The sequence below is a fragment of the Ottowia massiliensis genome (genome assembly GCF_900240305.1).
Lineage (GTDB): Bacteria > Pseudomonadota > Gammaproteobacteria > Burkholderiales > Burkholderiaceae_C > Ottowia > Ottowia massiliensis.
The window spans coordinates 309614-334684 of record NZ_LT964854.1; the positions used below are offsets into that span (position 1 = coordinate 309614).

Annotated in this window: 23 protein-coding genes and 1 pseudogene; 10 read left to right on the forward strand and 14 right to left on the reverse strand. The window is 66.4% G+C overall.

The features are described from left to right. Positions 1-13: 13 nt before the first annotated feature. Both C1720_RS01260 and C1720_RS01265 read right to left on the reverse strand, forming a co-directional pair. Positions 14-793: an oxygen-binding di-iron domain-containing protein gene (locus C1720_RS01260; protein ID WP_050715874.1), complete on the reverse strand. Its 780-nt coding sequence runs from the start codon at positions 791-793 to the stop codon at positions 14-16. A gap of 39 nt (positions 794-832) precedes the next feature. Next, on the reverse strand, positions 833-1654 hold the full coding sequence (locus C1720_RS01265) for a PP2C family protein-serine/threonine phosphatase (protein ID WP_050715873.1): 822 nt from the start codon (positions 1652-1654) through the stop codon (positions 833-835). Between the two features lie 159 nt (positions 1655-1813). Here C1720_RS01265 and C1720_RS01270 point away from each other — a divergent pair, with 159 nt between their 5' ends. After that, positions 1814-3934 (forward strand): ATP-dependent DNA helicase, encoded by a 2121-nt coding sequence (locus tag C1720_RS01270; RefSeq protein WP_233199728.1) that lies wholly within the window; start codon positions 1814-1816, stop codon positions 3932-3934. A 226-nt stretch (positions 3935-4160) separates the two neighbouring features. Here C1720_RS01270 and C1720_RS01275 read toward each other — a convergent pair whose 3' ends face one another. The 9 genes from C1720_RS01275 to tolB all read right to left on the reverse strand — a co-directional run bounded on the left by C1720_RS01275 (position 4161) and on the right by tolB (position 10960). Next, positions 4161-4493, reverse strand: coding sequence for a cupin domain-containing protein (locus C1720_RS01275; protein ID WP_050715871.1), 333 nt, complete (start codon positions 4491-4493; stop codon positions 4161-4163). Between the two features lie 55 nt (positions 4494-4548). Further along, positions 4549-6066, reverse strand: coding sequence for a replicative DNA helicase (gene dnaB, locus C1720_RS01280; RefSeq protein WP_102282961.1), 1518 nt, complete (start codon positions 6064-6066; stop codon positions 4549-4551). Positions 6067-6683: 617 nt separating this feature from the next. Continuing rightward, complete coding sequence (gene rplI / locus C1720_RS01285; protein WP_102282962.1) at positions 6684-7139, reverse strand: 50S ribosomal protein L9; 456 nt, start codon at positions 7137-7139, stop codon at positions 6684-6686. Between the two features lie 26 nt (positions 7140-7165). Continuing rightward, on the reverse strand, positions 7166-7447 hold the full coding sequence (rpsR, locus tag C1720_RS01290) for a 30S ribosomal protein S18 (protein ID WP_102282963.1): 282 nt from the start codon (positions 7445-7447) through the stop codon (positions 7166-7168). Positions 7448-7457: 10 nt separating this feature from the next. Continuing rightward, positions 7458-7751 (reverse strand): primosomal replication protein N, encoded by a 294-nt coding sequence (priB, locus tag C1720_RS01295; RefSeq protein WP_050715868.1) that lies wholly within the window; start codon positions 7749-7751, stop codon positions 7458-7460. A 45-nt stretch (positions 7752-7796) separates the two neighbouring features. Beyond that, entirely contained in the window at positions 7797-8168 is a 372-nt protein-coding gene (gene rpsF, locus C1720_RS01300) for a 30S ribosomal protein S6 (RefSeq protein WP_102282964.1), read from the reverse strand. Between the two features lie 112 nt (positions 8169-8280). Further along, entirely contained in the window at positions 8281-9105 is an 825-nt protein-coding gene (gene ybgF / locus C1720_RS01305) for a tol-pal system protein YbgF (RefSeq protein WP_050715866.1), read from the reverse strand. A gap of 3 nt (positions 9106-9108) precedes the next feature. Beyond that, a complete protein-coding gene (gene pal, locus C1720_RS01310; protein ID WP_102282965.1) occupies positions 9109-9621 on the reverse strand; it encodes a peptidoglycan-associated lipoprotein Pal in 513 nt (170 codons plus the stop codon). Positions 9622-9664: 43 nt separating this feature from the next. Further along, positions 9665-10960, reverse strand: coding sequence for a Tol-Pal system beta propeller repeat protein TolB (gene tolB, locus C1720_RS01315; protein WP_102282966.1), 1296 nt, complete (start codon positions 10958-10960; stop codon positions 9665-9667). A 354-nt stretch (positions 10961-11314) separates the two neighbouring features. On the opposite strand from tolB, the gene map reads away from it, so the two are divergent. The 3 genes from map (at position 11315) to C1720_RS14105 (ending at position 14575) form a co-directional block, all read left to right on the forward strand. Then, complete coding sequence (gene map, locus C1720_RS01320) at positions 11315-12115, forward strand: type I methionyl aminopeptidase (protein ID WP_102282967.1); 801 nt, start codon at positions 11315-11317, stop codon at positions 12113-12115. Positions 12116-12212: 97 nt separating this feature from the next. Further along, entirely contained in the window at positions 12213-13016 is an 804-nt protein-coding gene (locus C1720_RS01325; protein WP_102282968.1) for an SDR family NAD(P)-dependent oxidoreductase, read from the forward strand. A gap of 359 nt (positions 13017-13375) precedes the next feature. Beyond that, positions 13376-14575, forward strand: coding sequence for a mechanosensitive ion channel family protein (locus tag C1720_RS14105; protein WP_102282969.1), 1200 nt, complete (start codon positions 13376-13378; stop codon positions 14573-14575). 11 nt (positions 14576-14586) lie between these two features. Here C1720_RS14105 and xerD read toward each other — a convergent pair whose 3' ends face one another. Together xerD and C1720_RS01340 are read right to left on the reverse strand one after the other, a co-directional pair. Then, positions 14587-15519, reverse strand: coding sequence for a site-specific tyrosine recombinase XerD (gene xerD / locus C1720_RS01335; RefSeq protein WP_102282970.1), 933 nt, complete (start codon positions 15517-15519; stop codon positions 14587-14589). Positions 15520-15667: 148 nt separating this feature from the next. Beyond that, on the reverse strand, positions 15668-17026 hold the full coding sequence (locus C1720_RS01340; RefSeq protein ID WP_102282971.1) for a 3-deoxy-D-manno-octulosonic acid transferase: 1359 nt from the start codon (positions 17024-17026) through the stop codon (positions 15668-15670). A gap of 215 nt (positions 17027-17241) precedes the next feature. Between C1720_RS01340 and fdxA the strand changes: the two genes are divergently transcribed. From fdxA to ptsP, 4 genes and pseudogenes are all read left to right on the forward strand, one after another. Beyond that, complete coding sequence (gene fdxA / locus C1720_RS01345) at positions 17242-17571, forward strand: ferredoxin FdxA (protein WP_050715859.1); 330 nt, start codon at positions 17242-17244, stop codon at positions 17569-17571. Between the two features lie 27 nt (positions 17572-17598). Continuing rightward, positions 17599-18687 (forward strand): NAD(P)/FAD-dependent oxidoreductase, encoded by a 1089-nt coding sequence (locus C1720_RS01350; RefSeq protein WP_102282972.1) that lies wholly within the window; start codon positions 17599-17601, stop codon positions 18685-18687. Between the two features lie 205 nt (positions 18688-18892). Next, positions 18893-18991, forward strand: a pseudogene (locus C1720_RS14685) (amino acid transporter); the annotation flags it as partial. 232 nt (positions 18992-19223) lie between these two features. Next, the gene (ptsP, locus tag C1720_RS01360; RefSeq protein ID WP_102282973.1) at positions 19224-21020 is read left to right on the forward strand and encodes a phosphoenolpyruvate--protein phosphotransferase; all 1797 of its coding nucleotides are present in this window, start codon (positions 19224-19226) and stop codon (positions 21018-21020) included. Between the two features lie 25 nt (positions 21021-21045). Here the strand turns inward: ptsP and C1720_RS01365 are convergent, their stop codons facing one another. Beyond that, positions 21046-21933, reverse strand: coding sequence for a fumarylacetoacetate hydrolase family protein (locus C1720_RS01365; RefSeq protein WP_102284430.1), 888 nt, complete (start codon positions 21931-21933; stop codon positions 21046-21048). A 353-nt stretch (positions 21934-22286) separates the two neighbouring features. Here C1720_RS01365 and serS point away from each other — a divergent pair, with 353 nt between their 5' ends. After that, positions 22287-23588 carry a serine--tRNA ligase gene (gene serS / locus C1720_RS01370; protein ID WP_102282974.1) on the forward strand — a complete coding sequence of 434 codons (1302 nt, stop codon included), beginning with the start codon at positions 22287-22289 and terminating at the stop codon, positions 23586-23588. A 373-nt stretch (positions 23589-23961) separates the two neighbouring features. Then, positions 23962-25056 (forward strand): redox-regulated ATPase YchF, encoded by a 1095-nt coding sequence (ychF, locus tag C1720_RS01375; protein WP_102282975.1) that lies wholly within the window; start codon positions 23962-23964, stop codon positions 25054-25056. Positions 25057-25071 lie beyond the last annotated feature (15 nt).

Below are 25071 nucleotides of genomic sequence, written 5' to 3' on the forward strand. Positions count from 1 at the left end.
GGCAAAGCCGGTTTCAGAGCAGCTTTTTGGCGGGCAGGCGGTAGTTTTCCTGCGTCATCAGATCCAGCCCGCATTCCTGCTGCTCCACCCAGTCAATGAAGCGGCGCGACATGGTGCGGCCGCGAAACCAGGAACCATGCTGGGGCACGATCATCTTGATGTCCAGCCCGCGCACCATCTGCGCCCAGTACTGGCAGGCCTTGCGCGAACTCATGTAGCGCCTGTGAAAGCCCAGCATGTTGGGAATGTGTGCGTCAAAGTCGGTCACGGGCTGGCCCGCTTGTTCGTTGCTGACCAGCGATGCGCCCAGATCGCCCGAAAACAGGATTTTGGAGATGGGGTCGTAGAACTGGAAATTGCCTTCGGAGTGCAGAAAGTGCGCGGGCAGCACGATGATGTGCGCCTCGCCCAGCGGCAAGATGCCGCCGGCGTCAGGCACGGGCACCAGCCGGTTTTCAATGCTGTGGGTGCAAAAGTGCGGCACGAAGCGCGACCACACGGCGGGAATGACGAGCTTGCACGTGGTTTGCACCAGCCAGCGGTTGAGCGAAGCCACCACGTCAGGGTCGGCGTGCGAGGCCATGATGTAGTCCACCTGCGACTTCGGAAAGCACTGCATGCGCCGCAGGAAGATGGCGTTGTAGGTCATCATGCCGCCGGGGTCGATGACGGCCATGTGGTCGCCGTGGCAGACGATGAACTGGTTGGACTGCACGGCGTCGGCGTCAGCCTGCACCAGGTCGTGAAACATGATGCATTCGTGGCCGTCCTTGGCGTAGAGCTGAATGGTCATGGCGGCAAGGCCGGCGCAAGCCCGAAGGCGTGCCCGCGCTCAATGCTGGGTGTTGGCGCCCAGTTGAACGAAGCCGGAGCCGATCATGGGCTTGTCCGCCTGCAGCGGCTCCAGCTTGACGATGATGAGCGAGAGGTTGTCGCCGCCGCCCATCGCGCGCTCGCGCGCCTTTTCCACCAGGAATTCGCTGGCGTCGCGCGGCGGCAAGGCGTTGAGCACGGAGCCGATTTCATCGACCGTGAAGTAGTGCCACAGCCCGTCGCTGCACGCCATGATGGTGTCGCCCAGTTGCAGGCGCGGAATGTAGTGCGCATCCAGCCGGGGCGGCTCGTCCGCGCCCAGGCAGCTGAGCAGCATGTTGGACTGCGGATGGGTGTTGGCTTCTTCGGCGGTGATTTCGCCGCGCTCGACCAGCGCCTGCACGTAGGAGTGGTCCAGCGTGCGGCGCAGCAGCGTGCTGCCGCGAAAGTGATACAGGCGCGAATCGCCCGAATGCACCCAGTGGCAGGCGCCCTTGGCGGTGGTGAGAAAAGCGGCCAGCGTGCTGTGCGGCTCCTGCTCGGCGGCGATGGCGGTGAGGCGGATGACCAGATGCGCCTCTTCGCCAATCTGGCGCAGCAAGGCGGCGGCGTCTTCGTGGGCGGGGTCGTAGCTTTCAAAGAGCTGGCGCGCGGTCATGATGACCTGGTCAGACGCCTTGCGCCCGCCGGTGCGCCCGCCCATGCCGTCGGCCACCACGCCCAGCACGCAGCCGGGCACGCGCGGGTGGGCAAACAGGCCGAGCTGATCTTGCTGATAGTCCCGGTCGCCCTTGTGCAGGCCTGTGGCGGCAGCGAGCCGGAAGCCCTTGTCCTTGTTCATGTTGTGCGCAATGTGTGCTTATGTATATGACCTGATTTTTTGGCGCTGCCAAAAGTGAAGCTGCGTATTATCAGTTGTAAAGCTGAATGAAACAGGCGCGAGGTCTTTCCATTCGGCCTTTCGTCGCCGCCTCGCGTCTTTTTTCCGCACCCTTTCGCCTTGCCTGATCTCGCCAGCCGTGTTGCCGCCGTTTTCGCGCCCGATGGGCCGCTGGCTGCGGCCGATGGCGCTTTTTGCCCCCGCCCCGGCCAGGTGCAAATGGCGCTGGCCGTGGCGCAAACGCTGCGCGAAGGCGGCGCGCTGGTGGCCGAAGCGGCCACGGGCGTGGGCAAAACCTTTGCCTATCTGGCGCCCGTGCTGCTGGGCGGCGAGCGCGCGCTGCTGTCCACGGCCACCAAAACGCTGCAAGACCAGCTGTATGGCCGCGATTTGCCGCGTCTGATTGGCGCGCTGGGCCTGCCCGTGCGCACGGCCCTGCTCAAAGGCCGCAGCAGCTACCTGTGCCTTTACCGGCTGGAGCTGGCCCGGCATGAAGCGCCCGCCAGCGCCACCGCCGCGCGCGAGCTGGCCCGCATCGAGCGCTGGGCGCAGGCCACGGCCACGGGCGATCTGGCCGAGCTGCCAGAGCTGGACGAGCGCTCGCCCGTCATCCCCCTGGTCACTTCCACGCGCGACAACTGCCTGGGCAGCGAATGCCCCCGGTTTCGCGACTGCCACGTGGCCCGCGCGCGGCGCGAGGCGCTGGCCGCCGACGTGGTCGTCATCAACCATCACCTTTTTTTTGCCGATCTGGCCATTCGCGAATCGGGCATGGCCGAGCTGCTGCCCGCCGCCCGCGCCGTGGTGTTTGACGAAGCGCACCAGCTCAACGAAACCGGCATCCAGTTTCTGGGCCGCCAGCTCGGCCACCGCCAGTTGCAGGATTTCGCGCGTGATTTGCTTGCCGCCGGTTTGCAGCACGCGCGCGGCCTGCAAGACTGGAGCGCGCTGGCTGGCGGCCTTGAAAACGCCTTGCGCGATTTGCGGCTGGCCGCTGGCAATCCGCCTTCCAGCCCGCCCGGCGGCAATACCCGCCTGCGCTGGAACGCTCTCGCGCCCGAAGGCGTGCCTGAAGCAGGCTGGCTGGCCGCCCTGGCCCGCCTGCAAGCCGCGCTGGAGTCCATTGCCGCCGCTTGCGAAGCCGTGCAAGACGCCGCCGCCGACTTTCCCCGCCTGCTCGCCCGCGCCCAGCGCCTGGCCCGGCTGGCCGCGCACTTTGCCCAGCCCGCCACGGCGGATGCGGCCCGCTGGCTGGAAGTGGGCCTTTACACCCTGCAACTGACCGAATCGCCGCTGGACATCGCCCAGACCGTGCGCGAGCGCCTGCTGGGCATCGCGCCGCCAGATTCGTCAGATTCGTCCGATTCGCCAGCCCCGCCTGAAGGCCTGCCGCCCTTCGCCGCCGTGGGTGAAGAAGACCCCTTTGCCCCGTCCGCCGCCCCGGCCGCGCCGCGCGCCTGGGTTTTCGTCTCCGCCACGCTGGGCGATGACGCCCAGCTCACCTGGTTCACCCGCCCCTGCGGACTGGAAGGCGCGGCGCGCATCCTGCGCGTGGGCAGCCCGTTTGACTACGCCCGCCAGTCCGTGCTCTACATCCCGGCGCCCGCCGCCTTTCCCCGCCCGGCAGACGCCGCACACCCGGCCGCCGTGGCCCGCCTGGCGGGCGACGCCGCGCTGCGCCTGGGCGGGCGCACCCTCGTGCTCACCACCACCTTGCGCGCGCTGCGCGGCATCAGCCAGGCGCTGGCCGAACGCTTTCGTGGCGAAGGCGCGCCCATCACCGTGCTGGCGCAAGGCGAATACCCCAAGCGCGTGCTCATGGAGCGCTTTCGCGCGGCCGGGCAAAGCAAGGCGCAAGGCTGCGTGCTCGTGGCTTCTGCTTCTTTCTGGGAAGGCGTGGACATTCCCGGCCGCGCGCTGCAATGCGTCGTCATCGACAAACTGCCCTTTCCGCCGCCGGGCGATCCGCTGATTGAAGCGCGCTGCCGCCGCATCGAAGCCGCAGGCGGCAGCGCCTTTGCCGCCATTTCCCTGCCCGAAGCGGCCGTGGCCCTCAAGCAAGGCGCGGGCCGCCTCATCCGCTGCGAAACCGACACCGGCGCGCTGGCGATTTGCGACACCCGCCTCATCAGCATGGGCTACGGCAAGCGCCTGCTCGCCGCCCTGCCGCCCATGCGCCGCCTGGCAGACGAAGCCCAGCTCATGCAGGCGCTGGACGTGCTGGCCGTCAGCGAAGCCTGAAAAAGGCCCGCCTTCCAGGCAAAGCGCCGGAATGAGCAAAGCGCAGACGGTTGATGTTCATATTTCGCTCTTGAAATCAGAGCATGAGGTCCTAGTGGAACGTGCGCAGAACGGCATTTGCTGCCCTTCAAATTCGCTCCTGTTTTTGATGCATTCAGGCTGCACGGGCCGCTTCGGGGCGGCCTTTTCGCGTCCACGGGCGGGTTGAGCGGGGCCGCCAGTGCGGCTATGGCTGCGGCAGGCTGACGGTGACCAGCAGCGATGCGTCGGCTTCGGCGCGCAGGGCGTGCGGCTCGCCTGCGGGCAGCCAGAGGAAGTCGCCAGCCTGCATGGCATGCGTTTGGCCGGCGGCTTCAAATTGCACGCGGCCTTCCAGGCATTGCACGGTGATTTCGCCCGGCGCGCTGTGTGCCGGCAGGGCCTTGCCTGCGGGCAGCACCAGGCGCATGACTTCCAGCTGGCGGCCTTTGACCAGCGCGAAGGAGGGCGTGCTGGCGGCAGCGGCGCCCAAAGGGGCCACGCTGCCGAGCTGGCCGGGAGTGAGATGGGGCTGGGCCATGGTGAGTGCTCCTTGAAAGTGAAAAAACAGCCGGGGCGGCGGGCGCCGCGCCGCTTCAATAGTCGTCCGGCGAGCCTAGCGCCAGATTCTCAAAACGGGTGAGGGGCTTGACGAAGGTGAGCTTGACGGTGCCGGTGGGGCCGTTGCGCTGCTTGCCGATGATGATTTCGGCCACGCCCGGCTCGGGCGATTTTTCCTTGTTGTAGTAGTCGTCGCGGTAGATGAACATGATGATGTCGGCGTCTTGCTCGATGGCGCCCGATTCGCGCAAGTCGCTCATCATGGGGCGCTTGTCGGTGCGCTGCTCCACGCTGCGGTTGAGCTGCGAGAGGGCCAGCACGGGGCATTGCAGCTCCTTGGCCAGGGCCTTGAGGCCGCGCGAGATTTCGCCCAGCTCGGTGGCGCGGTTTTCGCCCTCGCTCACGGAGCCGGTCATCAGCTGCAAATAGTCCACCACGATCAGGCCGAGCTTGCCCTGCTGGCGCGCCAGGCGGCGGGCGCTGGCGCGCAGCTCCGACGGGGTCAGGCCCGGCGTTTCGTCGATGTGCAGCGAAACCGTGCGCAGGCGCTCGATGGCCTCGGTCAGGCGCGGCCATTCCTCATCGGTCAGGCGGCCCGTGCGCAAGTGGCTCTGGTCAATGCGGCCGATGGAGCCGACGATGCGCACGGCCAGCTGCGCCGCGCCCATTTCCATGGAAAACACGGCCACGGGCAGGCCCGCTTCCAGCGCCACGTGCTCGGCAATGTTGATGGCGAAGGCGGTTTTGCCCATGGAAGGGCGCGCGGCCAGCACCACCAAGTCGCCCGCCTGCAAGCCGGCGGTCATGCGGTCCAGGTCAATGAAGCCGGTGGGCACGCCGGTGATGTCGTTGGGGTTGTCGGCCATCTCCTGCACGCGGTCAATCAGCTGGGTGACCAGCAGGTCCATGGACTGAAAGCCCTCTTTCATGCGAGAGCCTTCTTCGCCAATCTTGAAAATGCGCTGCTCGGCTTCGTCCAGGATCTTGTCCACGCCCCGGCCCTGGGGATTGAAGGCGCTGGTGGCGATTTCGTCGCTGGCGGCGATCAGCTTGCGGCGAATGGCGCGCTCGCGCACGATTTCGGCGTAGCGGCGGATGTTGGCCGCGCTGGGCACGTATTGCGCCAGCGCGTTGAGGTAGGCAATGCCGCCTGCCGCTTCGGCGCGGCCCTGGCGCTGCAATTCCTCGAAAACGGTGATGACGTCCGCCGGCTTGCTGTCGTTGATCAAACGCCCGCAGGCGGCGTAAATCAGCTTGTGTTCGAGGCGGTAGAAGTCGCTGTCGATGAGCAGATCGCCCACGCGGTCCCAGGTGCCGTTGTCCAGCAGCAGGCCGCCCAGCACGCTGGATTCGGCCTCCAGCGAATGCGGCGGAATGCGCAGCTGGGCCACTTGCGGATCTGCGGGCGGCGGCAGATCAGCAGGCTCTGGCAAATCGGCAGGCTCCAGCGCAGCGGCATAGGAGGCGTCGTCAGGCGGGCCGGGATGGCCGCTTGCTGCGGGCGGCGGCGCGTCAGACGCGTCGAATGGGGGAGGGTTCAGTTCATCAGGCATGGGCGGCGAGCATAGGCAGCGTGGGCGCGCCTGTCATTGCGCAAGGCTGTGGATGCGCGGTGGATAAACCGTGGACAGGCTGGGGAGAAGCTGGGGAGAAGCAGAAGCCGGTCTGGAAACCGGGGCCGGGCGGCGGGGCCTGGAAGGCAGCGGCCCGGAAGCCAAGAATCAGTTCAAAGTCCGCCCGCAGGTGCGAAAAGCGCGAACTTGGGCGGTTTGGGCCTTGCTGCCTCCATCCCGATCCGCAAGGCTCCACGGGCAGACTCTGAACAGGTTCTTGAGGCAGAGAGCGAAGCTACATCAAGAAAAGGAGCAAATTCATGGGGCCGAAAATGTGCTCCGCGCTCTTTCCACTAGGACATCACGCTATGAATCAAGGAGCGAAATATGGCCTTTGAATCTGCCCACGATGAGTCTGCGGGCGCGAAAGCGCGGATTCGGGCGCTCTGCGGCGTTGCAAATCCTCGCCGGGGTGCAAGACCCGTCTGCGCCTTGCCGCCCATCCCGATTCGCGCTTTTGCCTCTCCCGGCCAGATCATGAACAGGCTGCCCAGGCTCAAAGAAAAAAGCCGCCAGGCATGGCCCAGCGGCTTTGGCATGACGGGCCAGCGCCCGGATCAGGCTGTTTCGCCGTAAACGGCCACGGTGATTTCAGCCAGCACGTCCGTGTGCAGGGCGATGACGACTGTGGAATCGCCCACCGTCTTGATGGGGCCGGAAGGCAGGCGGATTTGCGACTTGTGCACTTCCACGCCGTGCTGCTTTTTCAGCTCTTCGGCAATGTCGTAGTTGGTGACAGAGCCGAACAGGCGGCCATCGACGCCAGCCTTTTGCGTGAGCTTGATGATGGCGCCAGCCAGCTTTCCGCCCTGCTGCTGGGCAGCGGCCAGTTTTTCGGCGGCCTGCTTTTCCAGCTCGGCGCGGCGGGCTTCAAACTCGGCCTTGTTGGCGGCGGTGGCGCGGCGCGCGCGGCCAGAAGGAATCAGGAAGTTGCGGGCATAGCCGTCTTTGACTTTGACGATGTCACCCAGACCGCCCAGGTTGGTGACTTTTTCCAGAAGAATGATTTCCATGGTGTGTTTCTCCTTTCAGCCCCGGGTCAGACGCGATGCTTGTCGGTATAGGGCAGCAGGGCCAGGAAACGCGCGCGCTTGATGGCGGTGTTGAGCTGGCGCTGATAGAGGGCGCGCGTGCCGGTCAGGCGGGCGGGGATGATCTTGCCGTTTTCGGCGATGAAATCGCGCAGGATGTCGATGTCCTTGTAGTCAATTTCCTCGACGCCGGCAACGGTGAAGCGGCAAAAGCGCTTGCGCTTGAACAGCAGCGACTGGGTGTTGCGCTTCGGGCGCTTGTCTTTGTTGAATTTCTTGAACGTGGCCATGGGGGCCTCCTTAAAACGAATCTTGCTGAAAATCCTGAATGTGGAACACAACCTGGCGTGACTGGCGGGGGCTGGCGAGAAAGCCCGTGAAACGCGCCTGAGCGCCTGCCGCCTGACGGTCCAGCCGCTGCGCCACCTGGCCGATGGCGACAGCCTTGAGCGTGAGGCTGACTTTGCGCGGCTGCCCGGCTTCGGGCTGCTCGGACTCATGGCAAAGGCGCAAATCCAGCGCGGGCAGGCCCGCCGGGGTGTGGCGCAATGCGCCGCGCTCTTCGATGACGCCGGCAATGTCGATGCGGTTCACGCTCGCCTTGTCTTGCAGTCTGCCTGGGAGGTGTGCGTGACGGCCTTATTCGGTGGCTTGCTCGGCGGTTTGCTGGGCCTTGCGGGCTTCTTCGCGCTCAACAGTCTTCATCATGGAAGACGGGCCGGTTTCAGCTTTGGCTTTTTGCACGGTGAGGTGACGCAGCACGGCATCGTTGAAGCGGAAGGCGTGCTCCAGCTCGTCCATCACGTCCCGCCCGGCCTCGATGTTCAGGCACAGGTAGTGGGCCTTGGAGAGCTTGTTGATCTGATAGGCCAGCTGGCGGCGGCCCCAGTCTTCGACGCGGTGCACCTGGCCGCCGCCGCTGGTGATCATGCCCTTGTAGCGCTCGAGCATGGCGGGCACTTGTTCGCTCTGATCCGGGTGGATGAGCAAAATGATTTCGTAATGACGCATTCAGACTCCTTGTGGATGCAATGAGTCCGGAACCCCGCAAGGCGCAAGGCCCCAGACAGAAAAAGCCGCCCCCGGCGTCGGCAGGGTGCGGCAAGGCGAAAATCGCGGGATTTTAGCGCAGGCGCGTCAGCCGCTCGCGGCCAGCCTGGGCGGCTTCAGAGCGCGGATAGGCCTTGACCAGCTGGTTCAGCGTGGCGCGGGCAGCGCGTGTGTCTTTCAGCTCAATCTGGCAATTGGCAATGGACAGCAAGGCTTCGGGGGCCTTGTCATGCTTGGGCGCACTGCTCAGCAGAGAGCGGAAGTTGGTGATGGCTTCCTTGTAGTCGCGCGTGGCGTATTGCGCATTGCCCAGCCAGAACAGGGCCGATGGCGCGTAGCTGCTTTGCGGATATTTCTTGACGAAGCGGGCCAGCCGGGTTTGCGCGTTGCGGTAGTCGCCGGAACGAAAGGCGGCGAAGGCGGCGTCGTATTCCTTGCGTTCGGCGGCGCTGCGGTCCGGCTCGGCGCTGGCCTGCTGGGGAGCTTGGCTGCGGGCGCTGGCGTCATCAGCGGCTTCAGCGCCGTCCGTGCCGCTGGCAGGCGGCGCATCACCGGATTCCATTTTTCGCAGCCGGTCTTCCATGCCCTGCGCAGCTTCCTGCTGGCGCCGGCGCAAGTCTTCCAGTTCGCGCGAAGCTTGTTCCTGGATGCCGCGCGACTGGGCCAGCTCGTTACGCAGTGTCTCGATTTGCGTTTGCAGATCAAGCATGCTGCGGCGCATTTGCTCGTTGTCTTCCACCAGCTTGTTCTGGGCCGTGATGGCGGTGTCGAGCCGCTGGCGCAAATCCAGAATGGCGCGGCGGGCATCGTCATCGCCAAACAGCGCGTGGGCGCTGAAGCTGGCTGCCGCCAGCGCCAGCGCCAGCGCCGTCAGGCGCAGGGGTTTTGCGTGCTTCACGGCTTAGCGGTACTTGATTTCAACGCGGCGGTTTTGCGACCAGGCGCTTTCGTCGCTGCCCATCACGGCGGGCTTTTCTTCGCCAAAGCTCACGGCTTCGATTTGCGCGTCAGAAGCGCCGACCAGGCCCAGCGCGCGGCGCACCGCTTCAGCACGCTTTTGGCCCAGCGCCAGGTTGTATTCACGGCCTCCGCGCTCGTCGGTGTTACCTTCCAGCACGACATGGCGGCTGCGGTTGGCTTGCAGGTGGCGGGCGTGCCCGTCAATGACGGACTGGTATTCAGGCTTGACCACGAAGCTGTCGAAGTCGAAGTAGATCACCTTCGCCACGCCAGCGGGGCCGTCGGCTTCCTGCATGGCATGTTCTGCCTGCACGGGGGCGACGTGGCTGTCGCCCGGCAGGGTAGTGCGCGATGCGTCGCCTGCATTGCTGGCAGACGTGTCCAGGTTGTCGGTGGTGCTGCAGGCGCTCAGCAGGGCCAGGGCGGCGGCGGCAATGAAATAGCGTTTGAACATGGGTTTGCTCCTTTGCTTGAAATAAAACGCTGTCGTTGGAAAATCAGTTCTGGAACGGTCCCCAGGCCGGTTCGCGGATGTCTCCGCCCTTGCCTGCCAGGCGCGCCTTGATCTTGCCGTCCAGCGTGGTGGTCATCAGCGCGTCGAGGCCGCCCTGGCGGGTGGCATACACGATCAGGCGGCTGTTGGGGGCGAAGCTGGGGCTTTCGTCTTCGGTTGTATCCGTGATGGCCGTGGTGTTGCCAGTGGCCAGCTCCATCACGTGCAGGCGAAAGCCTGCCGAGCGGCTGATGTAGGCCATCCAGCGGCCATCCGGGCTAATGGAAGGCGAGATGTTGTAGTTGCCCGAAAAGGTCACGCGCTGCGCGGCGCCGCCGCCAGCGGGCATGCGGTACACCTGCGGCGCGCCGCCACGGTCGCTCACGAAATAGATGGAGCTGCCATCCGGCGAGAACACGGGTTCGGTGTCAATGGCGCTGGTTTTGGCCAGGCGGCGCGGTTCGCCGCCGCCGGCGCTGATGAGATAAAGCTGCGAGCCGCCATCGCGCGAGAGCGTGACGGCCAGGCTGCGTCCGTCGGGCGACCAGGCGGGCGCGCTGTTGGAGCCACGGAAGTTCGCCAGCAGGCGCCTGCGGCCCGAGGCCACGTCATGCACGTAAATCACGGGCTTGCGCGATTCGAATGACACGTAGGCCAGTTGCCGCCCGTCAGGCGACCAGCTGGGCGAGATGATGGGTTCGGGGCTGGAGAGCGCCGCCTGGGCGTTTTCGCCGTCGGAATCAGCCACCCATAGCGTGTAGCGCGAGCCGGCCTTGGTTACATAGGCCAGGCGCGTGGAAAACACGCCTTTTTCGCCCGTCAGCTTTTCATAAATGTAGTCGGCCACCTTGTGCGAGGCCAGCCGCAAATCGGATTGCGGCACGGTGTAGCCGCGCCCGCCCAAGTCCTGCCCCTGCACCACGTCCCAGAGGCGAAAGCGCACTTGCCAGCGGCCATCGCCCTGGCGCTGCACGCTGCCGGCAGCCAGGGAGTCAGCGCCGCGCTCGCGCCACACGGCCATGTCAGGCGCAGTGGTTTCATCAGGCGCCTGGCCGCTGGCGTTCACCGCACGAAACAGGCCGCTGCGCTCCAGGTCGGCCTGCACGATGGCGGCCGGTTTCTGCGGCGCGCCATCCTCGCCCCGGAAGGCAGGCAGCGCAATGGGCATTTGCCGCAGGCCCACGCCCGAGACTTCCACCCTGAACTGCGCCAGCACGGGCGCGGCGGATGGAAGGGCCAGCGCCACGGCAATCGACTGCGCCAGGCGGCGGCGGGTGATGCGAGCAAGAAAACGTGTCATGCAGTGCAAATCCTGTCGTGCAGATTCATTCATTAAAAGCCGCCTCCGCAGCGCAGTGCGAAGGCGGCATTGCGGGCGGGATGGTACACAGTTGGTTCAAAACACCGTTGCCAAAAGTGTCTACGGTTGTGACTTGCGCATATTGGCGTAAGAGCCTGTTTCATAAATAAGCTGCCAGCTGCGGCGCAGCAGATTCCGGACGCCGGAAAGCGATCGCTGCCTGGCCGCAGCGATCGCTTTCGCAGTGAAAGAGTCGCATGGAGTCCGGCTGTTGCTGACGCAGCGCAAAGAGCGCCCACAAAGGCGCGCGCGCGGCGGCATTGCGCGCGGAGCGCTCACGATAATCGCCGCCCCATGAGCATCATCATCAAAGACGCGGCAGGCATTGCCGCCATGCGTGAAGCGTGCCGCCTGGCCTCTGAAGTGCTGGACGCCATCACGCCGCACATCCGCCCCGGTATCACCACGCTTGAAATCGACCGGCTGGCCGCGCAGCACATGCAACAGCAGGGCACGCGCTCGGCCACCATCGGCTACCAGCCGCCGGGCTATCCGCCCTATCCGGGGCACGTGTGCACCTCCGTCAATCACGTGGTGTGCCACGGCATCCCCAACGAGCGCCCCCTGAAAAAAGGCGACGTGCTGAATGTGGACGTCACCGTCATCAAAGACAGCTGGTTTGGCGACACCAGCCGCATGTTCGAGCTGGGCGAATGCTCGGTGGCCGCGCGGCGGCTCAGCCGCCTGACGTACGAGGCCATGTGGCTGGGCATCATGCAAGTGCGCCCCGGCGCGCGGCTGGGCGACATCGGCCACGTCATCCAGAAATTCGCCGAAGGGCACGGCCTGTCGGTGGTGCGCGAATACTGCGGCCACGGCGTGGGCCAGAACTTTCACGAAGACCCGCAGGTGCTGCACTACGGCAAGGCGGGCACGGGCGAAGAGCTGGAGCCGGGAATGATCTTCACCATCGAGCCGATGATCAACCTGGGCCGCCGCGACGTGAAATCGCTGGGCGACGGCTGGACCGTCGTCACCAAAGACCATTCACTTTCGGCGCAATGGGAGCACTCCGTTCTCGTCACGCCCACGGGCTACGAAGTGCTCACGCTCTCGGCCGGCAGCCCGCCGCCGCCAGACTTCGTCAAGGCGTGAATTAGCTCCTTTTCCCATAGCATTACGTCCTAGTGGAAAGAGCGCCGGAGCCATTTTCCACCCCTCTTGATTTGCTCCTTCTTTTGAGTAGGCCGCCATGACGGAACGACAGGAAAAGCTCTTCATCCTCACCGGCGCGTCGCGCGGCCTGGGGCGGGCGCTGGCTGAGCAGCTGCTGCGCGAGGCGGGCTGCACGCTGCTGACCCTCTCGCGCCAGCCGCTGGCGGCGCTGCAAGAGCAGGCGCGGCAAAGCGGCGCGCAGCTGGTGCAGTGGCAGCAGGATTTGACGGACGCGCCCGCCGCCGCCCGCCGCCTGGCCGAGTGGCTGCAAGCCGTGCCGCCGGGGCGCTTTGGCTGCGCCGCGCTCATCAACAACGCGGGCGTGATTCCGCGCATCAGCAGGCTGGGCGACACACGCTCGGCCGGCAGCGACGCGGCCGATCTGGCCGGGCTGTCGCAATCCATCCGCGCCGGGCTGGAAGCGCCGCTGCTGCTGTGCGCGGCCTTTCTGTCGGCCACGCGCCAGTGGCCCGCCGGGCGCAAGGTGCTCAATATTTCATCGGGCCTGGGCCGCCGCCCGCTGGCCGCGCAAGCGCCCTACTGCGCCGCCAAGGCGGGGCTGGATCACCTCACCCGCTGCCTGGCGCTGGAAGAGGCCGCGCGCCCGGATGGCCAGGGCGCGCGCGTGTGCGCCATCGCCCCCGGCGTGATCGACACCGATATGCAGGCCCAGCTGCGCGGCGCCAGCGCGCAAGACTTTCCGGGCCAGGGGCGCTTTGCCGCCCTCAAGGCCGAAGGGCAGCTGGCCAGCGCCGAAGACACCGCCCGGCGCCTGCTGGCTTATCTGGCGCGGCCCGATTTCGGCAGCGAAGCGGTGGACGACATCCGCCGCCACGGCTGAACCAGCGCCGCCAAGGGCCGGTTCACGGCCGGTTCACGTTACGCATTCCCGGGAAACCTGTTTCCAGTCTGTCCATGGGTGCGGAAAGCGCGGCACGGCCCGGAACCCGAAGCCCGCTGCGCCCCGCCGTCATGCCTTTGCGGCCAAACCGTGAAGAAGGCTGAATCACATCAAAAACAGAAGCAAATTCAAGGGACTGAAAACGGCGCTTGCGCCCGCCACACCAGGACCTCATGCTATTGATGCAGGAGCAAGCCATCTTGCTTTCCGGCGCCTGCCAGCGCCCGTTGGCGCACGCAGCCGGGTGACAGAATCGCGCCCCTCACCCGCCCTGCCCTGCCCCGTTTCCGCTGCTCCTTATGGAACTCATCGCCCCTTACTTCAAGCTCTCGCCTGACCCGGCCATCTGGACCGTGCAGCTGCTGCTCATTGGCGTGATCACCATCTGCTGCAACTTCGTGCTGCTGCGCCTGCTGGACTTTTTTGGCCGCAAGGAGAAAAAGCGCCATGCCCCGGGCGTGTGGGACGGCGCCTTGCTGAAAGCGGCGCGCCTGCCGCTGCGGCTGCTGATGTGGGTGGGCGGGCTGTCGGCGGCCGTGAGCCTTCTACACGCCATTGAGCCGCTGTGGCTGCACAACTTTCTGCTGCAAGCGCGGCGCGTCATGCTGATTGGCATTGCCGCGCTGTTCATCACGCGCTTTATCGCCAACATGGAAAAAGGGCTGCTGCGTGCGGGCAGCGGCCATCGCCTGCCGGATGCGACAACGGTTTATGCGGTGGGCAGGCTGCTGCGCCTGTGCGCGCTGGCCATTGCCGCGCTGGCCGTGGCCGAAGCGCTGGGCATGTCCATTTCGGGTTTGCTGGCTTTTGGCGGCATTGGCGGCATGGCCATTGGTTTTGCCGCCAAGGACATGCTTTCCAATTTTTTTGGCGGCCTGATGATTTATCTGGACAAGCCTTTTACCGTGGGCGACTGGATTCGCTCGCCCGACCGCAATATCGAAGGCGTGGTGGAAGAAATCGGCTGGCGCATGACCCGCATTCGCACTTTCGAGATGCGGCCGCTTTATGTGCCCAATTCGATTTTCAGCAGCATTGCCGTTGAAAACCCCTCGCGCATGAGGAACCGGCGCATTTATGAAACGCTGAGTATTCGCTATTCTGATGCGGACAAAATGGCCGCCATTTGCGACGATGTGCGCGGCATGCTTGAAAAGCACCCCGATATTGCAAATGAGCAGACGATTATTGTTCATTTCATGACCTGCAATGCCTCCAGCCTGGATTTCATGGTGTATTGCTACACGCGCACGACTGAATGGGTGCCGTATCACGCCGTCAAGCAGGATGTGATGCTGAAAATCATGGACATCGTCGCCCGCCACGGCGCCGAATTCCCCTTCCCCACCCGCACGCTCTACATGGCTGGCGGCGAAGGCGACGCCGCCGCGCAAGCCGCCATGCAGGCCGAAAGCCCGCGCCAGGCCATGAGCGCTGCCGCAGCGCCCCCCGGCAGCGCCGCGCCATCGCGGCCCGCGCCCGGCGCTGGCGCGCAATAGCGCACTGCCCGTCACGCGCGCGGGTGATGCTGCGCGTGCAGCTCCTTGAGCCGCTGACGGGCAATGTGGGTGTAGATCGTGGTGGTTGAAATATCGGCATGCCCCAGCAGCAGTTGCACCACGCGCAGATCGGCCCCGTGGTTGAGCAAGTGCGTGGCAAAGGCATGGCGCAGCGTGTGGGGCGACAGCGGCGCGGCAATGCCCGCCTGCACGGCGTAGCGTTTGATCAGGTTCCAGAACATCACGCGCGACATGGCGCGGCCCGGCGCAGGGCCGGCGCTGGTCACGAACAAGTCATCACTCTGGCGCGGCCCCAGCAGCCCGGCGCGCGCCTCTGTCAGGTAGCGGCGCAGCCAGCGCCCGGCCTCTTCGCCGAAAGGCACCATGCGCTCCTTGCTGCCTTTGCCCGTCACGCGCAGGGCGCTGTCGTTCAGGCTGATGTGAAAGACCTTGAGCGACACCAGCTCGCTCACGCGCAGGCCGCTGGCATACATCAGCTCCAGCATGGCGCGATCGCGCAGGCCCAGCGCAGTCTGCGTGTCAGGCGCGGCCAGCAGCGCCTCCACCTGCGCCTCGCCCAGCGTTTTGGGAATGCGCGCAGGCGTGCGCGCAGGCAAAAGCTTGAGCGTCGGGTCATCCGCCCTCAGACCGCCGCGCAGCGCCCACTGGAAAAAGCGCCGGAATGCCGCCAGGCGGCGGTTGGCCGTGGTCGCGCGGCTGCTGGCGTGGCTGTCAGCGAAGTAGCGCTGCAAGTGGCGCTCTTGCGCCGCCAGCAGCGCCACGCCGTACTGCTGGCGCAGCCAGCGCGCCAGCCGGCCCAGATCGCGCCGGTAGGCGGCCAGCGTGTTGGCCGCCAGGCCGTCTTCCAGCCAAAGCGCATCGCAAAAAGCATCAATATCTGGCAAATCCGGCCCCGCCGGGCCGGGTGAAGATGTATCAGGCATGCAGCAAAGATACACGGCAGCCGTTTTCTTGCGTGCGCTCTCCAGCAAGGGCTTGATGCGCTTGAATTGCTCACAGCTGATGTCGCTTGAGTCACTTTTCTTTCCCCTTGAACTTCTCATTTCTCGGGGGAAGGCTTTGAGCAGACTTTCACGGCGGCGTCTGGCGCAAGCCTTCGTCCATCAGCGTCAGCACGGCATCGGCTGTGCGATCGGCTGCGCCGCGATGGGCGGCGATGAGGGCGAGTGCGGCCTGGGCGGCCCGCTCGTGCGCAGCTTCGTCGCGGGCCAGCGTGAGGGCGGCGGCCAGGGCGGCGGGCATGTCGGGCGCGCGCAGGGCGGCGCCTGCGGCCTGGGCGCTTTCGGCGGCCTGGGCGAAGTTGAAGGTGTGCGGCCCCATGACCACGGGGCAGGCGCAGGCGGCCGCTTCAATCAGGTTTTGCCCGCCCAGCGGCGCAAAGCTCGCGCCCAGCAGGGCCACGCGGGCGGCGGCGTAGTAGGCGGGCATTTCGCCCAGAGAGTCACCCAGCCAGAGGTCGGCGGCGGGCGGCGCGGCATTGGCGCTTCCGCTTTCGTTTGCGCCTGTGCCTTCGTTTGCACTTTGCGGCCAGGCGCTGCGGCGGCTCACGCGCAGGCCGTGGGACTGGGCCAGCCTGGCCACTTCGTCAAAACGCTGGGGGTGGCGCGGCACGATGAGCCACTGAATGCCTGCCAGGCCCGCCGCATCAGCCGCCCGCGCCTGGACGATGGCCTGCATGAAGGCGGCTTCCTCGCCGTCGCGCGATGAGGCCAGCATGACGATGGCGCGGCCCGCCTGCCGGGCCTGTTCGCGCCAGCGCTGGCCGAGCGCGAGCAGGGCCGGGTCAGGGCGCGCATCGAATTTCAGGTTGCCGAACACGCCTGCCACGGGCGCGCCCATCTGGCGCAGGCGGGCGGCGTCGGCATCCGTCTGCGCCCAGGCGGCGGCCAGCCGTGCGTAGGCGGGGCGCATGAGCCAGGCGGCGCGGCGCGCGGCGCGAAGAGACTTTTCTGACAGCCGCGCGTTGGCCAGCGCCAGCGGCACGCCTTGCGCGGCGCTTTGGGCGATGAGGTTGGGCCAGATTTCGGTTTCCATCAGCACGCCCGCGCGGGGGCGAAAGTGCGCCAGAAAGCGCGCCACGGCAGCGGGCGTGTCCCACGGCTGCCAGGCTTGCGCGTCGCCAGCTTGCAGCAGCTTGGCGCCTTCGGCGCGCCCCGTGGCGGTGCCGTGCGTGAGCAGCAGGCGCAAGCCGGGCCGCCTGGCGCGCAGCGCCTGCGCCAGGATGGCCGCCGCGCGCGTTTCGCCCAAAGAGACGGCGTGTATCCACAAGGGGCTCTCGTCTTCGCGCGAAACGGCGGGGGCGGCATAAGCGCGCCCGAAACGCTCGGCTACCCACTGGCCATACAGCGGCTCGGCGCGCGCGCGGGCAGCCAGTTTGCGGCGCAGCAGCGGCTGGGCCATCCAGGCGGCGAGGTTGTAGAGGGCGTGCATGGCGGGCAGGTTACTTCATTATTGATAGCTGCCTGCGCCCGTTTCGCGGGGGCTGGCGGGCGAATGGGCGTGCATCGCGCTGCCATGCGCATCGCCATATCCATATAACCCCGTCTGGCAAGTGAAATTCTTAGAATCCCGCCATCCAGCGCCGGACACGTTTGCAAACATGCGGCATCCGGCCTTGTTCCTTTTCCCGACCCTAAAAAAAGCATATGGCCCACGTCGTTACCGAAGCTTGCATCCGCTGCAAGTACACCGATTGCGTAGATGTCTGCCCCGTGGACTGCTTCCACGAAGGCCCCAACTTTCTTGCCATTGACCCGGACGAGTGCATCGACTGCGGCGTGTGCGTGCCCGAGTGCCCGGTGGACGCCATCTTCGCCGAAGAAGACATTCCCAGCGGGCAGGAGCACATGGCCGAACTCAACGCCGAGCTGTCGCACCTGCCGGACTGGAAGCCCATCACCAAGCGCAAAGGCAGCCTGCCGGATGCCGAAGAGTGGCGCGACCGCACCGACAAACTGGGCGAGCTGCTGCGCTAAGCGCTTTTTTCTCCCTGATCACCCGCCATGCCCATGACCGAACCCGCCGCCGACTGCTTTGAAACCGACGCCATCATCATCGGCGCAGGGCCGGTGGGGCTGTTTCAGGTGTTCGAGCTGGGCCTGCTGGAAGCGCGCGCCCACGTCATTGACGCACTGCCGCAAGTGGGCGGCCAGCCGGTGGAGCTGTATCCCGACAAGCCCATCTACGACATTCCCGCCGTGCCCGTATGCACGGGCCGCGAGCTGGCCGAGGCGCTGATGAAGCAGATTGCGCCCTTCAAGCCCGTGTTCCACCTGGGCCAGCAAGTCAGCCGGCTTCAGCGGCAGGCCGACGGGCGCTTTCTGGTGGAAACCACACAGGGCGTGCGCGGCCTGGCGCGCGCCGTCTTCATCGCCGCAGGCGTGGGCGCATTCCAGCCCCGGCCGCTGAAAGTGCCGGGCGTTGAAGCCTTTGAAGGGCGGCACGTGCTCTACCGCGTGCAAAAACCCGAAGCCTTCGCGGGCCAGCAAGTGGCCGTGGCCGGCGGCGGCGATTCGGCGCTGGACTGGGCCAACCACCTGGCCGGGCTGCCGCCGCAAACGGCCCCGGCGGGCGTCATCCTCATTCACCGGCGCGATGCCTTCAGCGCCGCCCCGGCCAGCGTCAGCCGCATGCGCGCGCTGTGCGAGCAAGGCCGCATGCAGCTGGCCATCGGCCAGATCACCGGCCTGGAAGGCAGCGCAGGCGACGCCAGCCGCCTGGCCGCCCTCAAGCTCACGAGCGCAGACGGCGTCACGCGCCGCCTGCCGCTGGATGCGCTGCTCGTCTTTCACGGCATGAGTCCGCGCCTGGGGCCTATTGCCGACTGGGGCCTGGCCATCGAGCGCAAGCAGCTGGCGGTAGATACCGAAAAGTTCTCCACCAGCGAGCCGGGCATCTTCGCCGTGGGCGACATCAACACCTACCCGGGCAAGAAAAAACTCATCCTCAGCGGCTTTCACGAAGCCACGCTGGCCGCCTACGGCGCGCTGCCCTTTTTGTTTCCGGGCAAAGACGTGTTCTTCCAATACACCACCACCAGCCCCAACCTGCACCGCGCGCTGGGCGTATCGCCCGATTTGTCGGACTTGTGAGACCCGCGCGGCGGCTCCCGGGGCCTGTTCGCAAGCGGAGCGCGGGAAGATGGGGCGCAGGCTGCCTTTTAGCTCTGTTTTCCATAGCATGATGTCCTAGAGAAACGGGCGCAAGAGCTGTTTTTGGCCCGCTTGAATTTGCTCCTGTTTTGGATGCATAGCTGCCGCTTCTCCCTTTGGCGCAGCGCGGCGGCCCGCTTCTTGTCTGGTGCCGCTCGCCTCATTCATTCAGGGCATGGCCACCACGCGGGGCCTGATCGTCGCCATTGGCGCGCAAAACGCCTTCGTGCTGCGGCAGGCGCTGGATGCGCTCCTCGGCCTGCTCATGTGGGCGCTGGCCGCCGCGCTGGCGCGGCATGTCTGGCTGGCCGCATGGGCGGCCCTGCCGCAATGAAGTAACCTGCCGAGGCTGACGCCTGTTTGGGCCATGCTTTTTTGACGCTCCTGCGCTTTTCTCTCCCCCTGTTTTCCGCTCCTGTTTTCCGCTCTGCCTGCGCTGCATGGCTGAACGGGCGCAACCCCGTCTTTCCGCTCCCATGAACACGCCCACGGACACCCAAACGAGCTTCACCCTCGCAGGCCAGCCTGCCGCGCGCGGCATCGCCATAGGCCGCGCCGTGCTGGCGCCTTCCAGCCGCATGGACGTGGCGCATGACTTCATCACCCCCGCGCAAGTGCCCGCCGAGCTGGCCCGGCTGGCTGCCGCGCGCGAGGCCGTGGCGGCCCGCTTGCAGCGCCTGCGCGCTGACATGCCGCGCGACACGCCCGCCGAGCTGTCGGCCATGCTGGATGTGCACCTGATGATGCTGCTCGACGAGGTGATGGCCGCCGAAACCGCCCGCTGGGTGCGCGAGCGCCACTACAACGCCGAGTGGGCCATTGCCACGCAGCTGGAAGTGCTCTCGCGCCAGTTCGACGAGATGGAAGACGCCTACCTGCGCGAGCGCAAGGCCGACGTGGCGCAGGTGGCGGCGCGCCTGCTGCGCGAGCTGCGCGGCGTGCCGGCTTCGCCCCTGTCCGCGCCCGCGCCGCTGCAGGCCCTGCAAGACGGCGCGGCAGCGGCCCTGCCCGCGCCAGCGGGCGGCAGCGAGGCCAGCCTGGTGCTGATTGCGTCTGACCTTTCGCCCGCCGACATGCTGCAATTCAAAAAGCGCGTGTTCGCCGGCTTTGCCACCGACGAGGGCAGCAGCGCCAGCCACACGGCCATCGTCGCCCGCAGCCTGGACATTCCTTCCGTCGTGGGCGCGGGCCAGGCCAGCCAGCGCATCCGGCAAGACGACGTGGTCATCATCGACGGCGATGCGGGCCTCATCCATGTGAACCCCGGCCCTGCCATGCTGGAGGAATACCGGGGCAGACGCCAGCAGGCCGAGCGGCAAAGGCAGCGCCTGGCGCAAATCGCCAGCACTCCCGCCGTCACGCAAGACGGCCAGCCCATCGAGCTGCTGGCCAACATCGAGCAGCCCGCCGACACCGCCGCCGCCCTGGCCGCCAGCGCCGTGGGCGTGGGCCTGCTGCGCAGTGAATTCCTTTTCATGGGCCGCGAAGGCCGCCTGCCTGACGAAGAAGAGCAATACGCCGCCTACAGCGCCGCCGTGCAGGGCATGCGCGGCCTGCCCGTGACCATCCGCACCGTGGACGTGGGCGCAGACAAGCCGCTGGACACGCGCCACCCCAGCCCGCACCAGAACCCGGCCATGAGCCTGCGCGCCATACGCTGGAGCCTGTCAGAGCCGGCCATGTTCCTGGTTCAGCTGCGCGCCATCTTGCGCGCCGCCGCGCACGGCCCCGTGCAAATGCTCATTCCCATGCTCGCGCACGGCAGCGAAATCCGCCAGACGCTGGAACTCATCGCCAGGGCGCGCGCGCAGCTTCAGGCGCGCGGGCAGGCGCACGGCCCCTGCGCGGTGGGCGCGATGATTGAAATTCCGGCCGCCGCCCTCACCGCGCCGCTGTTTCTGCGGCATTTCGACTTTCTGTCCATCGGCACCAACGACCTCGTGCAGTACACCCTGGCCATAGACCGCACCGACCCCGCCGTGGCCCACCTGTACGACCCCCTGCACCCCGCCGTGCTGCGCCTGATTGCCGGCACCATCGCCGCAGGGCGCGCCCACGGCAAGCCCGTGTGCGTGTGCGGCGAAATGGCGGGCGACGCCGCCATGACCGCCCTGCTGCTGGGCCTGGGCCTGCGCAGTTTTTCCATGCACCCGGCGCGCATCCTCGCCGTCAAACAGCAAATCCTGCAATCCGACGCCTCCCGCCTGGCCGCCTGGGCGCAGGCCGTCATCGCCAGCGACGAACCGGCCGAATTGCTGGCGCAGCGGCCTTGAGCGCCCGCTTGCCCTGAACAGGCGCTCAGGACAGACGCAAGTCAATGGCGCCAAACAGGGGCGCGCCGTCTTTGGCCCTGGCTTGCAGGTGCAGGGCGTCGCCAGCTTGCAGCCAGGCAGCTTGCAGGCCGCTGGCGCGGCGCTGCTGAATGCTGGAGTGGCCGGAGGCGGCAGGCGTGGGGCCTGCGCCCAGCAGGCTGCCGGCCGTCAGCGCGCGGGTGCGGGCGCAGGCGGCGGCCAGCTGGCCCAGCGGCCAGGCGCGGCGGGTATCGAGCAAGCCGGTTTTGCGCCCGTTCAGGCTGGCCTGGAGAGTGAGTCTGGCCACGCCCGCCTGCCAGGCGGGGCCGAGTTCATCGGGCGTGAGGGCAACGGGGGCGAAAGCGGTGGCAGGGCAGCTATCGGCCCAGGGCGCTTCGCGCAGGCGCAAGGGGCAGGCCAGCGCAAGCAGGCGAATGGCATCCTGCCCCTGATCGGCGGTGGCGGCGCGGGGCGCATCGGCCACGATGGCGGCCAGCTGCGGCTCAAAGTCCAGCGCGCCGGGCAGGGCGGGCAGAGGGCCGCAAGGGCCGCGCAAGGTATCCCCCGCAGCCAGAAAGAGAGCGGGAGCGGCGCCGTCTGGCGCGTGGCCTGGCGGCGCGCTCTCCTCTGGCGCGCAGCTTGCCAGCGCCCACTGAAAGGCGCGCGGCAGCGGGGCCAGACACAGGGCGGGGTCGAAGGCAAAGGCGTGACGGGCGTGGCCGCTGTTGAGCGCGTCAGACAGCGTTTGCAATTGCGGAGCGATGAAGTTCCAGTCTTGCAGCGCCTGCTGCAAAGTGGCGGCAATGCCGCTGGCGTAGCAGGCGCTGCCCAGATCGCGCGAGACGACAGCGAGCTGCCCGTCGCGCGAGCCGTCGTGGAAAGAGGCCAATTTCATGCGGGCAAGTATGGCGGCTTTCCCTTGGCCAAAGAGCAGGCCCTGCGGCGCTCTGGGCAGGCCCTCATGCCTGGCGCGGGGCGCCAAAAGAGCGGTTCAGGTGGCTCAGGGCGCGCCAGCACATGAGCAGAAGCGGGCTGCTTTTCGCTCCTCTATCCATAGCATGATGTCCTAGTGGAAACTGCGCTGAGAGCATTTTTAACCCGCCCAATTCGCTCCTGTTTTTGATGTCTTTCAGCAGGCAGCCTGGCGGCGGCCGGTGACAACGGGGCTGAAAACCGGGCTGAAACTGGCGCGGCGGGCCTCTGGCAGCGGGCCTGGGCCGGGCAAGCGCCTTCCTACAATCGCGCTCCATGCTTGATCCCCAACTCCTACGCAAAGACCTGGAGGGCGTGCTCCAGCGCCTGGCCACCCGCAAAAACCCGCAGCCTTTTCTGGACGAAGCGGCCTTCCGCGCGCTGGAAGCCGAGCGCAAAGCCATCCAGACCCGCACCGAAGAGCTGCAAGCGCAGCGTAACGCCGCCAGCAAGCAAATCGGCCAGCGCAAGGCCAAAGGCGAAAGCGCCGACGACTTGATGGCGCAAATGGCCGCCCTCAAAAGCGGGCTGGACCAGTCCGCCGAACGCCTGGCCGCCATTCAGCAGCAAATGGAAGCGCTGCTGCTGGCCGTGCCCAACCTGCCGCATGAAAGCGTGCCCGTCGGCGCCGACGAAACGCAAAACCTCGAAGTGCGCCGCTGGGGCGAGCCGCCGCGCTTTGCCTTTGCCGTGCGCGACCACGTAGACCTGGGCGCGCCGCTGGGGCTGGACTTTGAAACCGGCGCCAAGCTCTCCGGCGCGCGCTTTGCCTTTCTGCGCGGCCCCGCCGCCCGCCTGCACCGGGCGCTGGCGCAATTCATGCTCGACGTGCAAACGCAGCAGCACGGCTACACCGAGTGCTACACGCCCTACATCGTCAATGACCGGGCGCTGCGCGGCACCGGCCAGCTGCCCAAGTTCGAGGCCGACTTGTTCGCCGCCCAAAAAGGCGGGCAGGAAGGCCAGGCCGAGCCGATGTACCTCATTCCCACCGCCGAAGTGCCGCTGACCAACTACGTGCAAGGCGAAATCCTGGCCGAAGCCAGCCTGCCCCTCAAACTCACCGCGCACAGCCCGTGCTTTCGCTCCGAAGCCGGCAGCGCCGGGCGCGACACGCGCGGCATGATCCGCCAGCACCAGTTCGACAAAGTGGAAATGGTGCAAATCACCCACCCCGCAAAAAGCTACGAGGCGCTGAATGAAATGGTCGGCCACGCCGAGCATGTGCTCCAGCTGCTGGAGCTGCCCTACCGCGTGGTGCTGCTGTGCACCGGCGACATGGGCTTTGGCAGCGCCAAAACCTTCGATCTGGAAGTGTGGCTGCCCGCACAAAACACCTACCGCGAAATCTCCTCCGTCAGCAACTGCGAGGCCTTTCAGGCGCGCCGCCTGCAAGCGCGCTTCAAAACGGCGCAGGGCAAAAACGAACTCGTGCACACCCTCAACGGCAGCGGCCTGGCCGTAGGCCGCGCGCTGGTGGCCGTGCTGGAAAACCACCAGCAGGCCGACGGCAGCATCCGCATTCCCGCCGCGCTGCAACCCTATCTGGACGGCAGGCAAACGCTTCAGGCAGCCTGAGAACCTGCTCAGAAAACCCGCTCCGAGCGCCCTCTTTCCGCCGCCAGCCGCCTCGCCCGCATGGGAACAGGCGGCTTTTTTGCGCCAGCGGGCAGGGCAGAAAAGAGCAAAGAAACGGGTTCTGGCGCGCTCCGTCTGCCTGGAAGATACCAAAAGAAGGAGCAAATCCAGAGGGGTCGAAATGCCGCTTTGCGCACGCTCCACTAGGACCTCATGCTATGGATAAAGTAGCGAAATATCACGGTGCGCCCGCCGCCCGCTCCCGGCCTGCGGACAGGTTGCCGAAAAGCAGGAGCGCCAGGCCTTCCGCCACAGGGCCTGCGGCGGGGCGCGCCCCTAGAATGCCCGCTTTTTCCCTCTACTGGACCCCCTCATGAGCCTCCAATGCGGCATCGTGGGCCTGCCCAACGTGGGCAAGTCCACTCTTTTCAACGCGCTGACCCGGGCGGGCATTGCCGCCGAGAACTACCCGTTTTGCACCATCGAACCCAACACCGGCGTGGTGGAAGTGCCCGACCCGCGCCTGAAACAGCTGGCCGAGGTGGTCAAGCCCGAGCGCGTGGTGCCCGCCATCGTCGAATTCGTGGACATCGCCGGGCTGGTGGCCGGCGCCAGCCAGGGCGAAGGGCTGGGCAACCAGTTTCTGGCGCACATCCGCGAGACAGACGCCATCGTGAACGTGGTGCGCTGCTTTGAAGACGCCAACGTGGTTCACGTGGCCGGCAAGGTCGATCCCATTGCCGACATCGAAGTCATCCAGACCGAGCTGTGCCTGGCCGATCTGGGCACGGTCGAAAAAGCCGTGCAGCGCTACACCAAAGCCAGCAAAAGCGGCAACGACAAGGAAGCTGCCGCCATGCTCAAGCTGCTGGAGCCGGTGCAGGCCGCCCTGAACGAAGGCCGCCCCGTGCGCACCCTGGCGCTCTCGCCCGAAGACCAGGCGCGCCTCAAGCCCCTGTGCCTCATCACCGCCAAGCCCGCCATGTTCGTGGGCAACGTCAGCGAAGACGGCTTTGAAAACAACCCGCTGCTGGCGCGCTTGCAGGAATACGCCGCCAGCCAAAACGCCCCCGTGGTGGCCATCTGCGCCAAGATGGAAGCCGACATGGCCGACATGAGCGACGAAGACAAGGCGCTTTTCCTCGAAGAAATGGGCCAGAGCGAGCCGGGCCTGAACCGGCTGATCCGCGCGGCTTTCCGCCTGCTGGGCCTGCAAACCTACTTCACCGCCGGCGTCAAGGAAGTGCGCGCCTGGACGATTCACATTGGCGATACCGCCCCGCAAGCGGCGGGCGTCATCCACGGCGATTTCGAGCGCGGCTTCATCCGCGCCCAGACCATTTCTTTCGACGACTTCATTCGCTACCAGGGCGAGCAAGGCGCCAAAGAGGCCGGAAAAATGCGCGCCGAAGGCAAGGACTACGTCGTCAAAGACGGCGACGTGATGAACTTCTTGTTCAACGTGTGAGGGGACAAAGGAAGG

What these genes read in the sequence shown, in the direction of transcription:
- C1720_RS01260 (WP_050715874.1), bottom strand. Translation starts at nt 793, where the DNA reads ATGACCATTCAGCTCTACGCCAAGGACGGCCACGAATGCATCATGTTT.
- C1720_RS01265 (WP_050715873.1), bottom strand. Translation starts at nt 1,654, where the DNA reads ATGAACAAGGACAAGGGCTTCCGGCTCGCTGCCGCCACAGGCCTGCAC.
- C1720_RS01275 (WP_050715871.1), bottom strand. Translation starts at nt 4,493, where the DNA reads ATGGCCCAGCCCCATCTCACTCCCGGCCAGCTCGGCAGCGTGGCCCCT.
- dnaB (WP_102282961.1), bottom strand. Translation starts at nt 6,066, where the DNA reads ATGCCTGATGAACTGAACCCTCCCCCATTCGACGCGTCTGACGCGCCG.
- rplI (WP_102282962.1), bottom strand. Translation starts at nt 7,139, where the DNA reads ATGGAAATCATTCTTCTGGAAAAAGTCACCAACCTGGGCGGTCTGGGT.
- rpsR (WP_102282963.1), bottom strand. Translation starts at nt 7,447, where the DNA reads ATGGCCACGTTCAAGAAATTCAACAAAGACAAGCGCCCGAAGCGCAAC.
- rpsF (WP_102282964.1), bottom strand. Translation starts at nt 8,168, where the DNA reads ATGCGTCATTACGAAATCATTTTGCTCATCCACCCGGATCAGAGCGAA.
- pal (WP_102282965.1), bottom strand. Translation starts at nt 9,621, where the DNA reads ATGTTCAAACGCTATTTCATTGCCGCCGCCGCCCTGGCCCTGCTGAGC.
- tolB (WP_102282966.1), bottom strand. Translation starts at nt 10,960, where the DNA reads ATGACACGTTTTCTTGCTCGCATCACCCGCCGCCGCCTGGCGCAGTCG.
- map (WP_102282967.1), top strand. Translation starts at nt 11,315, where the DNA reads ATGAGCATCATCATCAAAGACGCGGCAGGCATTGCCGCCATGCGTGAA.
- C1720_RS01325 (WP_102282968.1), top strand. Translation starts at nt 12,213, where the DNA reads ATGACGGAACGACAGGAAAAGCTCTTCATCCTCACCGGCGCGTCGCGC.
- C1720_RS14105 (WP_102282969.1), top strand. Translation starts at nt 13,376, where the DNA reads ATGGAACTCATCGCCCCTTACTTCAAGCTCTCGCCTGACCCGGCCATC.
- xerD (WP_102282970.1), bottom strand. Translation starts at nt 15,519, where the DNA reads ATGCCTGATACATCTTCACCCGGCCCGGCGGGGCCGGATTTGCCAGAT.
- C1720_RS01340 (WP_102282971.1), bottom strand. Translation starts at nt 17,026, where the DNA reads ATGCACGCCCTCTACAACCTCGCCGCCTGGATGGCCCAGCCGCTGCTG.
- fdxA (WP_050715859.1), top strand. Translation starts at nt 17,242, where the DNA reads ATGGCCCACGTCGTTACCGAAGCTTGCATCCGCTGCAAGTACACCGAT.
- C1720_RS01350 (WP_102282972.1), top strand. Translation starts at nt 17,599, where the DNA reads ATGCCCATGACCGAACCCGCCGCCGACTGCTTTGAAACCGACGCCATC.
- ptsP (WP_102282973.1), top strand. Translation starts at nt 19,224, where the DNA reads ATGAACACGCCCACGGACACCCAAACGAGCTTCACCCTCGCAGGCCAG.
- C1720_RS01365 (WP_102284430.1), bottom strand. Translation starts at nt 21,933, where the DNA reads ATGAAATTGGCCTCTTTCCACGACGGCTCGCGCGACGGGCAGCTCGCT.
- serS (WP_102282974.1), top strand. Translation starts at nt 22,287, where the DNA reads ATGCTTGATCCCCAACTCCTACGCAAAGACCTGGAGGGCGTGCTCCAG.
- ychF (WP_102282975.1), top strand. Translation starts at nt 23,962, where the DNA reads ATGAGCCTCCAATGCGGCATCGTGGGCCTGCCCAACGTGGGCAAGTCC.